This window comes from uncultured Porphyromonas sp., from assembly GCF_934359325.1.
Taxonomy (GTDB): domain Bacteria; phylum Bacteroidota; class Bacteroidia; order Bacteroidales; family Porphyromonadaceae; genus Porphyromonas_A.
Map to the genome: position 1 here is coordinate 1 of NZ_CAKRLH010000002.1, position 13,136 is coordinate 13,136.

Annotated in this window: 16 protein-coding genes and 2 tRNA genes; 6 read left to right on the top strand and 12 right to left on the bottom strand. The window is 55.8% G+C overall.

The annotated features are described in order from the left end of the window. A partial coding sequence (locus tag Q0F21_RS00175) for a sugar-binding domain-containing protein (RefSeq protein WP_363282287.1) occupies positions 1 to 668 on the bottom strand: 668 nt, incomplete at its 3' end. A gap of 630 nt (positions 669 to 1,298) precedes the next feature. Between Q0F21_RS00175 and Q0F21_RS00180 the strand changes: the two genes are divergently transcribed. Next, positions 1,299 to 2,114 (top strand): hypothetical protein, encoded by an 816-nt coding sequence (locus Q0F21_RS00180; protein WP_297236326.1) that lies wholly within the window; start codon positions 1,299 to 1,301, stop codon positions 2,112 to 2,114. A gap of 57 nt (positions 2,115 to 2,171) precedes the next feature. Here Q0F21_RS00180 and Q0F21_RS00185 read toward each other — a convergent pair whose 3' ends face one another. The 11 genes from Q0F21_RS00185 to Q0F21_RS00235 form a co-directional block, all read right to left on the bottom strand. After that, positions 2,172 to 2,366 (bottom strand): hypothetical protein, encoded by a 195-nt coding sequence (locus Q0F21_RS00185; RefSeq protein ID WP_297236327.1) that lies wholly within the window; start codon positions 2,364 to 2,366, stop codon positions 2,172 to 2,174. 9 nt (positions 2,367 to 2,375) lie between these two features. Beyond that, positions 2,376 to 2,942 (bottom strand): Maf family protein, encoded by a 567-nt coding sequence (locus Q0F21_RS00190; protein ID WP_297236328.1) that lies wholly within the window; start codon positions 2,940 to 2,942, stop codon positions 2,376 to 2,378. A 14-nt stretch (positions 2,943 to 2,956) separates the two neighbouring features. Next, positions 2,957 to 3,481, bottom strand: coding sequence for an HAD hydrolase family protein (locus tag Q0F21_RS00195; protein ID WP_018106871.1), 525 nt, complete (start codon positions 3,479 to 3,481; stop codon positions 2,957 to 2,959). Then, the gene (locus tag Q0F21_RS00200) at positions 3,478 to 4,293 is read right to left on the bottom strand and encodes a Rossmann-like and DUF2520 domain-containing protein (protein ID WP_297236329.1); all 816 of its coding nucleotides are present in this window, start codon (positions 4,291 to 4,293) and stop codon (positions 3,478 to 3,480) included. The genes Q0F21_RS00195 and Q0F21_RS00200 overlap by 4 nt, the downstream gene beginning before the upstream one ends. 5 nt (positions 4,294 to 4,298) lie before the next feature. Then, entirely contained in the window at positions 4,299 to 4,850 is a 552-nt protein-coding gene (locus Q0F21_RS00205) for a nitroreductase family protein (RefSeq protein ID WP_297236330.1), read from the bottom strand. Positions 4,851 to 4,932: 82 nt separating this feature from the next. Next, the gene (locus Q0F21_RS00210) at positions 4,933 to 5,478 is read right to left on the bottom strand and encodes a pyruvoyl-dependent arginine decarboxylase (RefSeq protein ID WP_018106868.1); all 546 of its coding nucleotides are present in this window, start codon (positions 5,476 to 5,478) and stop codon (positions 4,933 to 4,935) included. Positions 5,479 to 5,589: 111 nt separating this feature from the next. Beyond that, complete coding sequence (locus Q0F21_RS00215) at positions 5,590 to 6,354, bottom strand: glycoside hydrolase family 16 protein (RefSeq protein WP_297236331.1); 765 nt, start codon at positions 6,352 to 6,354, stop codon at positions 5,590 to 5,592. Between the two features lie 7 nt (positions 6,355 to 6,361). Then, entirely contained in the window at positions 6,362 to 7,087 is a 726-nt protein-coding gene (locus Q0F21_RS00220) for a YjjG family noncanonical pyrimidine nucleotidase (RefSeq protein WP_297236332.1), read from the bottom strand. A 107-nt stretch (positions 7,088 to 7,194) separates the two neighbouring features. Continuing rightward, positions 7,195 to 8,085: a hypothetical protein gene (locus tag Q0F21_RS00225; protein WP_297236333.1), complete on the bottom strand. Its 891-nt coding sequence runs from the start codon at positions 8,083 to 8,085 to the stop codon at positions 7,195 to 7,197. A 64-nt stretch (positions 8,086 to 8,149) separates the two neighbouring features. Further along, positions 8,150 to 8,857, bottom strand: coding sequence for a 16S rRNA (cytidine(1402)-2'-O)-methyltransferase (rsmI, locus tag Q0F21_RS00230; protein WP_297236334.1), 708 nt, complete (start codon positions 8,855 to 8,857; stop codon positions 8,150 to 8,152). A gap of 6 nt (positions 8,858 to 8,863) precedes the next feature. Beyond that, positions 8,864 to 9,349: a hypothetical protein gene (locus Q0F21_RS00235; RefSeq protein ID WP_297236335.1), complete on the bottom strand. Its 486-nt coding sequence runs from the start codon at positions 9,347 to 9,349 to the stop codon at positions 8,864 to 8,866. A 254-nt stretch (positions 9,350 to 9,603) separates the two neighbouring features. Here Q0F21_RS00235 and clpP point away from each other — a divergent pair, with 254 nt between their 5' ends. The 5 genes from clpP (at position 9,604) to Q0F21_RS00260 (ending at position 13,032) form a co-directional block, all read left to right on the top strand. Beyond that, a complete protein-coding gene (gene clpP / locus Q0F21_RS00240; RefSeq protein WP_297236336.1) occupies positions 9,604 to 10,302 on the top strand; it encodes an ATP-dependent Clp endopeptidase proteolytic subunit ClpP in 699 nt (232 codons plus the stop codon). A gap of 59 nt (positions 10,303 to 10,361) precedes the next feature. After that, positions 10,362 to 11,645: an ATP-dependent Clp protease ATP-binding subunit ClpX gene (gene clpX / locus Q0F21_RS00245; protein ID WP_297236353.1), complete on the top strand. Its 1,284-nt coding sequence runs from the start codon at positions 10,362 to 10,364 to the stop codon at positions 11,643 to 11,645. Continuing rightward, the gene (gene dusB, locus Q0F21_RS00250) at positions 11,642 to 12,625 is read left to right on the top strand and encodes a tRNA dihydrouridine synthase DusB (RefSeq protein ID WP_297236337.1); all 984 of its coding nucleotides are present in this window, start codon (positions 11,642 to 11,644) and stop codon (positions 12,623 to 12,625) included. Before clpX ends, dusB begins: the two co-directional genes overlap by 4 nt. Before the next feature lie 215 nt (positions 12,626 to 12,840). Beyond that, positions 12,841 to 12,927 (top strand) — tRNA-Leu (locus Q0F21_RS00255). A gap of 21 nt (positions 12,928 to 12,948) precedes the next feature. Then, positions 12,949 to 13,032 (top strand) — tRNA-Leu (locus Q0F21_RS00260). Positions 13,033 to 13,136: the final 104 nt, after the last annotated feature.

Below are 13,136 nucleotides of genomic sequence, written 5' to 3' on the forward strand. Positions count from 1 at the left end.
TCCTGATCCTCCAGGTATGTCCCATCGCACCAGCGGAAGACGCGGAAGGCGATCGTATTCGTCTCCCCCGGCTTGATAAACGGGGTGACGTCAAACTCCGCCTCCAGTCTCCCGTCCTCCGTGTAGCCCACGAAGTCGCCATTGACCCAGACATAGGCGCAAGAGCTGACCGCGCCGATGTAGAGCGTGACCTCCTCGCCGCTCCAGTCTGCAGGCACCACGATCTCACGACGGTAGGAGCCAACGATATTGTCCTTGTAGGGTACCGGCTCTATGGCGAGAGGCTGATTCTTGAAGTGTCCGCGCCAGGGGTAGCCGACATTGAGGTACATCGGATCGCAGACGCCGTTTTTCTCCCACAGTCCCGGGACAGGCATCGTCCGCCAGCTGCTGTCATCGAAGCCCGGCTTCATAAAGTCGTTGGGGTATCCCTTGACATCCTTAGTGGCAGCAAACTTCCAGTCGCCCTCGAGCGACAGGGTGCGACTGGAGCGTAGAGGATTATCCACCCTCGCCTCTTGCTCAGACGCATAGGGGAAGAAGCGTGCCCTCATCGGCAGGCGGTTGATCTCGTTGACAGCCGGATCCTGCCACTCCATGAAGGTCTGTGCCCCCGCTCCCATGGTGAAGAGGGCACTTATGGCGAGACCTAATATCTTTGACTTCATACGGTTGTTTGTTAAGGTGGTACTCAGTGTCTATCCTGATAGACCTCATCGAAAAGGTCATCGGAAGACAAATATAGCTCTATTAACTGACATTTTTGAGTAATAGCTCCCCGCAGGCAGGGCTGATATATTTGAGTTTTACGGTAAAGGATCTGATGTTTGTCAGAGTTGCTGATCCTAAAAGAGTGGGTGGTTTCTCCATTATTATCGGTCATCTCCAATGAAGCGTCATCCGCAAGCGGTCGGGTTACGGAGTGAACTCTCGTATATTGGCCGACGACACTTCGTGGCTCGACCGATGCCTAAGAATTAATCCGAGACCTCGCCCCCTTGCGGGCGCACTGAGTGTTAGGAAGCGGGGATCCCCAGTGCCGGGGAGTATCGTATCGAGCTGGATAGAGTTCGGTGAATTCTAAACCCGGTATTAGTGATCACTAAACCCGGTAATAGTGATGACTAATACCGGGTTTAGTCCCAGGGTGCAGGGTTGCAGGAATTGATGAGGCTGAGAAATAGTGATAAAATGTCAAGGGACTTGGCAGAGAGTGGCAATAATCTTAAATTTGCCCGGAGGGTAAGTCAGACGAGTCCCTTTTTGACTCAACTGGAGACCTATATCAGCGAGACAATATGAATGCAAGAAACTATCCTGAGGACTTCAATACACTGAACGCCTCTCCAAAGGATGATAAAATACTCTTCGACCCTGAGTGCCACGAGTACACCTATGCGGATACGGGGGAGAAGCTCCATTCGGTGACCAATCTCATCTCCTCCTTTTTCCCACCATTTAACGTCCGCTCATGGGCGGAGTACAAGTCTCGTACTCTCGGGACGACTGTCCAGCAGCAGCTGGATCTATGGGAGCATAACGGGCTTCTGGCGCGTCACCTGGGAACCTTTATGCATGAGCAGATCGAGCGTAGTCTCCTCAAGCAGCCGGTCGAGCACTCCTTTGACATTACTCTGGAGGACAATAGCAGGCAGCACCTCTCGATCGAGAGCGAGATGAAGGCCTTTGAGCAGTTCTTTGATGAGGTTCGTCCCACGCCCTTCCGTACGGAGTGGCAGATCTTTGAGCGAGAGTACAATCTCGCGGGGACGCTGGATCTGCTGGCTCAGGACTACAATGGAGACTTCGTCCTCTTCGACTGGAAGCGAAGCCGCAGGATGGGCAAGGAGGACGGGTATGACTTTGTGCCCAATACCTACAATCCCCACTCGCCCGGTCTCAATGGGCTGGAGCACCTTTACAGCACGCCGTACGTGATCGGCTGTCTGCAGCAAAACCTCTACCGGCACATCCTTCAGGCAGGTTACGGCATCGAGGTGAAGAGTATGTACTTAGTGGCGCTCAATCCTGCCTTCTCCCGGTATTACTGTCTCCCGGTGCCGGTGATGGACAAGGAGATCGAGCATATCCTCTTCTGTATCGGGAAGCACTGACAGAGCGTTGGCAAAAAACAAACACCCGCCTCTCATACAGAGAGACGGGTGTTTGTCTTAGAGGTCAGAAGACCTCCGCCGACGGACCGGATGCAGGAGTTTCCAGATATACTGCCCGAGGCGGAGGACGATGGCCACGCCGCCGACGATGAAGAACCAGGTCTTGTCCTGCGGTATGGCGAAGTAGAGGACGACAGCTCCCACAGCGAGGAGCATGAAGAGTGCGGTCAGTGCGTTGTAGATCTTTCTCATGATATTGTATTACAAAAAGTGAGACAGTGCGCCGTAGACCTCAGCCGTAGGCAGTCCCATCACATTAGTATATGATCCATTGATCCGCTCAACGGCGGCGAGACCGATCCAGTCCTGGATGCCGTAGCCACCCGCCTTATCCATGACGTGGCAGTGGCGGATGTAGTAGGTGATGTCGTCCTCAGTCAGCGGGGCAAAGGAGACCTCGGTCTCCACGCTTCGCTCTATCGTCTGCGTGCCGTCCGTAAGCACCAGCCCTGTGATCACGCGGTGTGATCTGCCGGAGAGGCGACGGAGGTGGTCTCGCGCATCCTCCTCGGACACCGGCTTGTCCAGTATCTGATCATCCAGCAGGACCACCGTGTCAGCCGTCAGGAGGAGGTCCCCCTCCGACAGTCCGGGTAGCAGAGCGTCAGCCTTGTGTCGGGCGAGGAAGAGTGCCATATCCTTAGGAGCTACCTCCTCAGGATGAGGCTCGTCGACATTGGCGGGACGAATCTCCAGGTCCTCGATGCCTAATCGCTGCAGGAGCTCCCTGCGCCTCGGAGAGGCCGATCCAAGTATTAGATGTCTCATGCGTCGGTAGGGGGTCAGAAAGTGGGTAGATCCGTGACGATGCCCCATTCACCCCGAGCACGAAGCATCTCCTCCAGCACTTCTCGCGCCACGCCTTGACCGCCGGCGACGGCGCAAACGTGATCCGCCACCATCAGCACATCCTCCGCTGCATCGGACGGCGCAACACTGTAGCCCGCTAGACGCATCGCAGGGATGTCGATCAGGTCATCGCCACAGTAGATCACTTCAGACGGTTCTATCTGAGCGGTCAGGCAGAGCTCCATAAGCTTCTCAGCCTTACGGTGACACCGCTCGTAGATGTACTTAACACCTATGGGCTCAAAGCGATTTCGGATCTCATCACCATGTCCTCCGGTGATGATGCCCAGGATGATGCCCGCGCGAGAGGCCAGTCTCATGGCATAGCCATCGTGGACGTTGGTGGTGCGGATCAGTTCGCCCCGATCATTCATCGCTACAGTCCTCCCGGAGAGGACACCATCAATATCGAAGACGACCGCCTTGAAGCCGGACAGGTCTTGGGAAAATTTGCTCATGATTTCTCAGCTCTCTCTTGGATGGAGTGGGTCATCAGTTGATAGATTGCGGTCAGACGGGGATCCCCATTTAGGAGAGCCTGATGCCTCTGCAGTGTGGACACGTCGTCCCGAATTGCAGGTCCGGTCTGTAATGTGGCAGGATCGTCTGATGCCATCGCCTTGGAGATCGTCTCCTCGATGAGTGGACGCATATCGCTGAGGGATAGCGGTGTCTCTTGCAGTAGGTCCTGCGCCACAGCCAGCAGGTGATTGACAAAGTTGCAGCCGAAGCAGGCCGCCAGGTGGAGCCTTCCGCGCTCCTCAGAGGTCACTTGGCGCACATCCTCGCTTCCGACCGCATCAGCGAGCGCCCGAAGGAGACTCTCTGCCTTCGGGTCGCTCCACTCTAAGAGTAGGGGGATCCGAGACATATCCAGTGTCCTCGACTTGGAGAACGTCTGGAGTGGGTAGAGAACCCCATACGAAGAAACCCCGGAAAGGACGCTCATCGGAGTGCTTCCGGAGGTGTGGACCACTGTAGCCGTGAGCTCCTGTGGGAGTTTCTTTGCCACTTCCGACAGCCCATCGTCAGTCAGACAGAGCAGGAGTAATTCTATAGATGGGTCTTCCTGTAGAAGGCGATAGAAGTAGGCACAGTCGGAGGTGCTCTCGGCTCCTACTTTAGATGCCAGATCAGCGGCATGCTCCCCCGAGCGACTCCATACCGCCCGACAGCGCCAGCCAGCCCGAGTAAGAGAAGGGGCGAGATGAGAGGCGACGTTGCCGCTTCCCATGATCGCAAAGGTGTGGGGCTCTTGGGGTGTAGTCACCGAAGTTACTCTTTCTCCTCTTCGGTCGAGTAATGCCCGACGTAGACATGCTCCCACGGCAGGGTGCGCTCCACCGGCTCCAGCTGATCGGCATCCTCGGGGATCCCGAGGGCGATAAGACAGTGGCAGAGGTAGGACTCCGGCAGATCCAGCAGCTTGTGTACAGTCTCCTGAGCCGTCTCGTCGACAGCACCGGGCGTATCCTCCACATGGCACCAGCAGCTGGCGAGGTTGTTGGAGGTGGCTGCCAGCTGGAGGTACGATGCTGCTATTGCCGTATCCGCGAGAGGACGGCGTGTCACGGTGGTATCAGCACAGACGGCGATCACCACCGAGGCACCTGCCACGAAGGCGGAGCCATGCTCCCTAATGCCACTCAGCGACCGGATCGTCTCGGGATCGTCCACGACTATCAGTCGGACACTCTGACTATTCCTCGATGTGGGCGCCTGGAGTGCACACTCCACGATATCGGTCAGGAGATCAGGATCGATCTCCTTGGTGCTATACTTGCGTATGCTGTGGCGGCGCTGTGTCAGTTGATTGAAGTACGACATATCAGGTATGTATCAAAAGACCGAGCCCGCCGATACCCCTTGCAAAGTCCCGACAGTCTCGATCCATTACTCATTCAGATAGTTACTTAGCCTCCTTGATCTCCGGCTGCTCGAAGTCGATGAAGCAGAGTCCGGCGAGCGCCGTGCCGTACCGCTTCTCGATAGTGATGCCCTCGGTGACGAAATTGAGCTCACCGAGGAAGTACTGCGAGTAGGTCTTGTCGTGCAGGTCGGTGATCACGCGAGTGAGACGGCTCTCCAGCTCCTCGATCAGGTAGCGACCGCTCACCTCGCATACGAGACCTCCGACCTTGTGGTCAAAATTCTCGTCGCTGTACATCCACGAGTAAACCACGCCGGCGGATACAAACTCGTCCTGCGTACCGTGAGACACCGCCATGATCGTCTTCATCTCGGACCCAAAGGGGGGCAGGTCGATCTCATCCATCGTGGTGAGGACTGCCGTGGCCGGGATGACAGACGAGTAGGTCATGATATTGAAGTCACAGATCCCGGCATCATGCAGGGCCATGTGATAAGACCCGGCATGCATCTCCAGGTCAGACTCCCCGCTGCCCTTGGTGATGAAGAAGGTGCGAGGGATCAGATTTCCAACGAGCTTACTCATGTCTTTCTATATTATCCTAATAGTTCTAATTGCCAAACGTAGTCGTCCGAACCGATCGGCTCGAACCACAACAAAGGTACTATTTTGTAACGTCTTGCCACAGAAGTGGCCTTACTCAGCACTCAGGGGCATATAGTGGCGGATGTAGTCTATCTCCAGCGTGAGGGGATGCGCCGGCGGTACCGGTTCGCCTACCCAGGATCCCCCCATCTGAGCTGAGAGGATAAGGTAAAGGGGATACCGAAACTGCTCTTCGTCACCCTGTTTCCTGACATAAGTGTGACAGAGTTGATCATTAACTAAGAGCATGATCCTGTCGCTCTCTATCACGACACTATAGATGTTGTACCCTTCGGGATCGATCGACATAACGCTGCCGCTCCCTGCGCCATCGGGCTTCGAGATTGCCGTATGGGCAGTGTGTACCGTCTGGTAGACGATGGAGTCTTGATTGAGATGCTCCATGATATCTATCTCGCCATTGTGCGGCCACGACACCTCAGGAGAATAGCCCAGCATCCAGATGGCAGGCCAGAATCCCTGACCGCTATCGAATCGTGCACGCACATCGATCCGACCTTGCCGGATCTCCTGCTTGCCCTTACCCCATAGCCCGGCGGTTACGTAGGTCCCTGTGGACCGATCATAGTCGGCCCTGAGCTTCAGCGTATCATCCGAGATCTCGATGAGCTCGGGATGCTCCGATGTCATGTGGCGGGCCCAGTCGTAGGGCTGAGCCGGCACCATACTCCACAGAGTGCTGTCCGGGGTCTCCGACACAAAGTCCTCCTCCCATACGAGCTGATAGCCCTCCTGTCCCATGCAGACACCGACTGCGAAGATTGAGGCAAAGAGTGTAAGTAAAAATCTATTCATATCCTTGTCAAGCAAATGGAGTAAAACTCCTCAGCAGGGACGGTATCTCGGACAGTTCGCTCACCTCATAGAGTGGTACGCGAAGGGGTTCGTCCGGACGAGCCTGGCCTCGGAGGTTAAACCATATCGCAGGCAGTCCGGCATTGTCTGCCCCCTGTATGTCTGACTCCCAGTCGTCACCGATCATCACCGTCTCCGACCGTCGTGATCGTGATCGGGAGAGAGCGTAGTCAAAGATCGCCTTGCTCGGCTTATTGATCCCCGCCATCTCGCTCAGCACGATGCAGTCCACGTAGGGTAGGATGCCCGCTGCGGTCATCTTCCGATGCTGCACCTCCATGAAGCCATTGGATAGGATCACAATCCGATAGCGACGGCGCAGCTCCTTCAGCAGCTCGATGGCACCGGGGATCGTCTCCTTCTTCGTTGCGGTAAGCGATAGGAATTGTGTATTAATCTCATCTATGAGAGACTCATCGAGAGATCCCATAAAGTGCTCAAGAGGCTCCTTGAAGCGTCTCACGGTAAGCTCCGGTTTCGTGATCTCACCGATACGATAGAGATGCCAGAGGTGGTCGTTGATAGGCTGATAGACATCTCGCAGGGTCTCGAAGGAGTCGATCCACCGGCTCCACTCGCGTGCCTCATACACCTCACGCAGGGCAGACTGATTATTACGGGTCGTCGCCCAGAGGGTATCATCGAGGTCGATCAGCACCGTCTTAACGATCATAGATAAGGGGGCTTAGTTTACTTAGAAAAACAAGAGACGAGGTAAGGAAAAGAATGCTCCTTGCCTCGTCTCAAAATAGATATCAGATAAAATCGAAAGGTCGGAGATCACTCCACCTCCACGACGAGATACTTGCTTCGGCTCCAGAACTCCTGCTGATTGTCGATGACAAGTGTCTGATTGCCATCTGCGTCCTTCTCGAAGTGGTACGAGGAGGCCGGGTGCTGAGTGCGCAGGTGTGCCTTAGCGGCAAAGAGCGCGATCGTCGTCAGGTCGCGGGTGTCCACCTGCTTGAAGTACTCCTGATTGAAGCCCTCGGGAAGTACCTTTGCCTTAGAGAAGAGACCACCACCCTTGATGATATTCTCCTCTTTCAGCTCGCTGAGTGTGCCGAAGCAGTAGTAAGCCTGATGGAGAGCTGCATCCTGAGCCTGGAGCTTCTTATTCTGGATCGCGATGGTTGCCTCATTTACGGCACCCTTCTCGGTCTGCTCAGTGATGAGACTGTCCTGACGGGCGATCATACCCCTCACACTCTCGAGGTCAGCCTGGAGAGACTGGATCATCTGGTCCTTCTCTGCGATCTGACTGCTGAGGAGGTCGATCTTCTTATTAAGTGCAGCGATATTGATACCGCTGCGCTTGAGCTTCTCCTGTTGCTGGGCAAGGTTTTGCTTATTCTCCTGCAGGGTCTGACGGAGCAGCGAGATCTCATCCATGATTTGCTGCTTCTGAGACTGATTGAGCTCGCCCTTGAGGGCATCTGCCTGCACGCGGTGCTCGGCATCTGCGATCTGACTGAGATTGCTCTCCACCTCGTTGATGATGCCGATGGCTTCATTGAGATCAGCCTGATTCTTGTCACTCTGCATGAGCAGCGAGTCATAGCTGGTCTTCAGCTTATCGTAGCTGGATCCCTTATTGCCGGTACAGCCGACCACCATAAGCGAGAGAGCCACAGAGACCCCTGCTATGGTCTTGACAAATGATCTGATCATACTCTTCTATTGTTTTCTTACTTAGTTTCTATCTCGGAGATCACTATTGAACTCCGCTACAAAATTATCGAAATTTATTCTTGTGCACCTTCTCCCCCTTCGGCAACCCCTCCACCACCAGGACCATCTCCCCCTTAGGATCCTCAGTGGCAAAGTGTTGCAGTAACTCGGACGGGATCCCCCGTAAGTACTCCTCGTATCGCTTGGAGATCTCTCGAGCGAGGACGACGCGACGTGTATCGCCATATAGCTCACCGATCTCCTCGAGCAGCCTGACGATGCGGGTGGGTGCCTCGTAGAATATCGTAGTCTCCTCCCGCTGCTCGAGTGCCCGCAGTCTGGTGAGGCGTCCCTTCTTGTGTGGCAAAAAGCCCTCGAAGACAAAGCGATCGCACGGCAGTCCTGAGGCGACGACGGCAGGAATCACAGCGGTGGCTCCCGGCAGACAGCTCACCTCGATGCCCGCCTCCACACAGGAGCGGACGAGGAGAAACCCGGGGTCAGAGATGCCCGGTGTGCCGGCATCGGAGATGAGGCACACCCGGCGCCCCTGGGCGATCTCCTCCGTCACCCGCTCGACGATCTTATGCTCATTGAATATATGGTAGCTGATCATCGGTGTCTCGACGCCATACTCTCGCAGCAGGGTCGCCGATGTGCGGGTGTCCTCCGCCAGGATCAGATCCGCTTCCCGGAGAAGACGGACCGCCCTGTAGGTCATATCCTCGAGATTGCCCACCGGAGTGGGGATGATGGTCAGCGGCGTGCTCATGACAGACTACCGGCGGGTAGAGCAGGAGAGGACAAAGTCGTAGAAGCGCTTCCCCTCATCTGACTCTACATTCAGATCAAGGGTCTCTGTGAGGTAGTGTCGCATCTGAGAGACGGAGCTCAGTCGATCGATCTCGCCGAGTACTCTATTGAGTTCGGGACGATTGCCACCGAAGAGCTCATTAGCAAAGAAGAAGGAGTCCGCCACCGACAGCTGTCCGGCGGTGTGGAAGTCGACCATCGGCTCAAAGGCTGTCTCCAGAGTTAGCTCCGGCACCTTCTCCTCCAGCTCCTCATCCACCACTATGGGTGTTGTCTCATCGCTCTCCGGGGATGTAGCCTCCTCTGTCACCTCCTCGATAGTGGGGTCGACGGACGTCTCGGATGAGGACTCTGAGAGAGCCGTCACCTCATCGCGTATCTCGGTCAGCTCTTGTATCAGCTGATCGATACGCTCTACCAGCCGGGCTCCATTACCATTTACTTCACTCATGGCGATCGTTACTGAGTCATTTATTTCTCTCACAAAGGTACCAAAAATGGGCACCCGGACTACGTTGATTCTTTTACCGGTATTAGTGCGCACTAATACCGGTAAAAGAATAGACTAATACCGGTAATAGAGAAATGTCTAAAGGGGACCGAAAAAGAGGGGGGGGCACTTTTTCGTACCTTTGCTGTGCCGATGAGTGTCTTGGCTTGGTTTTTGCCATACTCTTCTTGGCAATCAATTTATACGACTATATTATGAGCAATTACTCAGACGAATTTCAGAGATACGCCACGAAGCACCTTGGGATGAACTCGCTGGCGTTGGATCAGTATACGAAGTTTAATTCCGAAGCCTCCCGAGGCTACGTCAATCCTACCATCATCGAGGAGCGACAGCTCAATATCGCTCAGATGGACGTCTTCAGCCGCCTGATGATGGATCGGATTATCTTCCTCGGCTCCGCCATCGATGACTATGTCGCCAATGTGATACAGGCGCAGCTCCTCTTCCTCGAGTCGAGCGACCCCGGCAAGGACATCTCCATCTACATCAATAGTCCCGGCGGATCGGTCTATGCCGGCTACGGGATCTACGACACGATGCAGTACATCGACTGCAACGTCAGCACCATCGCCACCGGCATGGCTGCCAGTATGGCATCGATCATCCTCGTGGCGGGGACTAAGGGGAAGCGCTTTGCCCTCCCGCACTCTCGCGTGATGATCCACCAGCCGCTCGGCGGGACACAGGGACAGGCCTCCGACATGGAGATCACGGTTCGCGAGATCCTGAAGGTAAAGCAGGAGCTCTACGAGATTCTCGCTAAGCATACCGGTCAGACGGTCGAGCAGATCGAGAAGGACTCCGACCGCGACCACTGGCTCCGGGCAGAGGAGGCAAGGGAGTACGGCCTCGTGGACAAGGTGCTCACCAAGAGCAAGGAGCAGAAGTAATGGCAAAGCGAAAGAAACCGACCTCTAAGGAGACTGACCTGGGAGGTGACGACGAGTGGATGTTTGGCGACGAGCACTTCTGCAGCGTCTGCGGTCGGCCGGAGAGCATGGTCGACTTCGTGGCGCGCGGTCCCGTCGGCTACCTCTGCAACGAGTGTGCTGAGGCGGTCTATATGGCGCTCCAGGCGTCTCAGAAGACGGATGCGGTGCATGAGAAGTACACAGCGCCCACCTTCGACAAGCTCCCCAAGCCTACCGAGATCGTCGATTATCTGGATAAGTATGTGATCGGTCAGGAGGCTGCCAAGCGAAGCCTTGCCGTAGCGGTGTACAACCACTACAAGCGGCTCTACAGCCGTGGTATCCTCGGTAATGGTGAGGAGGCTAAGGTGGATGATAAGGAGCTGGATGAGGTGGAGCTCGACAAGAGCAATATGATTGTCGTCGGACCCACAGGTACCGGAAAGACGCTCCTTGCCCGCACCATCGCTCGGATGCTTAAGGTCCCCTTTACCATCGTGGATGCAACTGTCTTTACCCAGGCGGGCTACGTCGGCGAGGACATTGAGAGCATCCTGACGCGACTCCTGCAGGCGGCCGACTACGATGTCAAGCTGGCTGAGCGCGGGATTGTCTTCATCGACGAGATCGACAAGCTCGCCCGCAAGAGTGACAATCCCTCCATCACCCGGGATGTGGGTGGTGAGGGGGTCCAGCAGGGACTCCTGAAGCTCCTCGAGGGCGAGGATGTCAATGTCCCGCCCAAGGGAGGACGCAAGCACCCCGATGCCGAGATGGTCGTGGTGAATACGGAGAATATCCTCTATATATGTGGTGGTGCCTTCGAGGGTATCGAGCGGAAGATCGCACAGCGGATGAATACCCACACTGTCGGCTATGCCAGTGCTACGAGGGGGAAGAAGCGGGAGCAGGGAGACGACCTGCTTAAGTACGTCACCCCGGCAGACCTCCGGAGCTATGGGCTGATCCCTGAGCTGGTCGGACGTCTCCCGATACTCACCTACCTTACTCCTCTGAGTCCCGAGGCGCTGAGGCAGATCCTGACGGAGCCGAAGAATGCGATCGCCAAGCAGTACACCAAGCTCTTTGCCATGGACGGCATCAAGCTGACGATCGATGACGAGGTGTATGACTTTATTGTGCAGAAGGCAGTTGACTTCGGCGTTGGGGCTCGTGGTCTGAGGAGTATCTTCGAGGGCATCATGACCGATGCGATGTTTGAGCTTCCCTCTACGCGCAAGCGGACCTTTCACCTTACCCTGGACTACGCTCGGGAGCACTTCCGTGCCACCGACCTGGAGAGCATAGCGACAGAGGCGTGAGGATAGGGACGATAGACATAGGAGAGCGCCCGGTGGTGCTGGCTCCGATGGAGGATGTGACCGATCACCCCTTCCGCCGGATGTGTCACCGTATGGGGGCAGCTCTTGTCTACTCAGAGTTTGTCAATGCCGATGCGATCGTGCGGGACATACCCAGCACGATGCGCAAGATGGAGCTCTACGAGGATGAGCGCCCGGTGGCGATACAGATCTACGGGCGGGATGCGGAGACGATGGCTGAGGCCGCTAGGATCGCTGCGGACGCAGGACCTGACTTGATAGACATCAACTTTGGCTGCCCGGTGAAGAAGGTGGCTGGCAAGGGTGCCGGCTCAGGTCTCCTGCGCGATGTGCCCCGGCTCCTCGAGATCACCCGTGCGGTCGTGCAGGCGGTCTCCCTGCCGGTAACGGTGAAGACACGCCTAGGCTGGGACAAGAACGACCTCATCATCACCGACCTCGCACCTAAGCTGCAGGACTGTGGCATAGCCGCCCTGACGATCCACGGACGCACCCGCTCACAGATGTACAAGGGTGATGCGGACTGGTCCCTGATCCGGGCGGTGAAGGCAGACCCTCGTATCACCATCCCGATCATCGGCAATGGGGATGTGACGGATGGTGAGACGGCTCATCGGAGATTTGAGGAGTCCGGTGTCGATGCCGTCATGGTGGGTCGCGGTGCGATCGGTCAGCCGTGGGTCTTTGAGGAGATACGGGCGATGCGCCACGGCGAACCTAAGCCGCAGCACCCTAAGGAGTGGTACCTCGACTGCCTCAAGCAGCTCACCGAGGAGAATATCGAGCGCATCGGGGACGAACTGCGAGGGATCATCCATATGCGACGCCACCTTGCGATCACGCCTCTGCTGAAGGGCATCCCGGACTTTAAGCAACAGCGCGTGGCGATCCTCCGCGCTCAGACAAAAACCGAGCTCTTTGCCCTGCTCGATGATGCCATCACCCGGATTCCCGACTGACCACACGTTGAGGTGTGTCGTCGCTCATTTGATTTCGATGGGTTAATGATTGAATTTTAGCCTGATGTGGATTTCATCAGCTCTGGAATGCAAATTGGGACAGCGATGGTATTGGAAAAAACGGAAAGTCTTCTTACCTTTGCATTCACAAAACGGAAAGAACAGGGTCGGAAGGCAGACCCGTAGGTCTGACAGAAGCCGATAGTGCTACAATCGCCCAAGTGGCGGAATTGGTAGACGCGCTAGTTTCAGGTACTAGTGATAGCAATGTCGTGCAGGTTCGATTCCTGTCTTGGGCACCAAGAGCGGTGTCAGACCGTTATGCGCAGGTGGCGGAATTGGTAGACGCGCTACTTTGAGGGGGTAGTCCACGTATGTGGGTGAGAGTTCGACTCTCTTCCTGCGCACTCTTTTGTTAAGACGGTTTAGTTAGTTAAGATCAAGGCATATCCTACTCATCAGTCATCAGAGTGGGATATGCTTTTGTCTATGCGATGGTTCTTGTAGGGCA